Source organism: Robertmurraya dakarensis, from assembly GCF_900156875.1.
GTDB lineage: Bacteria > Bacillota > Bacilli > Bacillales > Cytobacillaceae > Robertmurraya > Robertmurraya dakarensis.
In genome coordinates this window covers 1-930 of record NZ_LT707404.1, presented here as the reverse complement: position 1 = coordinate 930, position 930 = coordinate 1, and the positions used below count along the sequence as shown (strand labels likewise).

Genomic DNA, 930 nt, shown 5'->3' with positions numbered 1-930 from the left:
GCGAGTTACGATTACATGCGAGGTTAAGTTGAATAGACGGAGCCGCAGCGAAAGCGAGTCTGAATAGGGCGAATGAGTATGTGGTCGTAGACCCGAAACCAGGTGATCTACCCATGTCCAGGGTGAAGTCCAGGTAACACTGGATGGAGGCCCGAACCCACGCACGTTGAAAAGTGCGGGGATGAGGTGTGGGTAGCGGAGAAATTCCAATCGAACTTGGAGATAGCTGGTTCTCTCCGAAATAGCTTTAGGGCTAGCCTCACGATCAAGAGTCTTGGAGGTAGAGCACTGTTTGGACTAGGGGCCCTCATCGGGTTACCGAATTCAGACAAACTCCGAATGCCAAGTACTTATGCGTGGGAGTCAGACTGCGAGTGATAAGATCCGTAGTCAAAAGGGAAACAGCCCAGACCACCAGCTAAGGTCCCAAAGTATACGTTAAGTGGAAAAGGATGTGGAGTTGCTTAGACAACCAGGATGTTGGCTTAGAAGCAGCCACCATTTAAAGAGTGCGTAATAGCTCACTGGTCGAGTGACTCCGCGCCGAAAATGTACCGGGGCTAAACGTATCACCGAAGCTGTGGGTGGACACTTACGTGTCCGCGGTAGGAGAGCGTTCTAAGGGCGTTGAAGCTAGACCGTAAGGACTGGTGGAGCGCTTAGAAGTGAGAATGCCGGTATGAGTAGCGAAAGATGGGTGAGAATCCCATCCACCGAATGCCTAAGGTTTCCTGAGGAAGGCTCGTCCTCTCAGGGTTAGTCGGGACCTAAGCCGAGGCCGAAAGGCGTAGGCGATGGACAACAGGTTGATATTCCTGTACCACCTCATTACCGTTTGAGCGATGGAGGGACGCAGGAGGATAGGGTAAGCGCGCTGTTGGATATGCGCGTCCAAGCAGTTAGGCAGAGAAATTGGCAAATCCGTTTCTC

The 930-nt window shown here is 52.2% G+C and carries 1 rRNA gene; it reads left to right on the top strand.

What is annotated here, in order from left to right:
• Positions 1 to 930, top strand: a 23S ribosomal RNA gene (locus CZ487_RS00370); the annotation flags it as partial.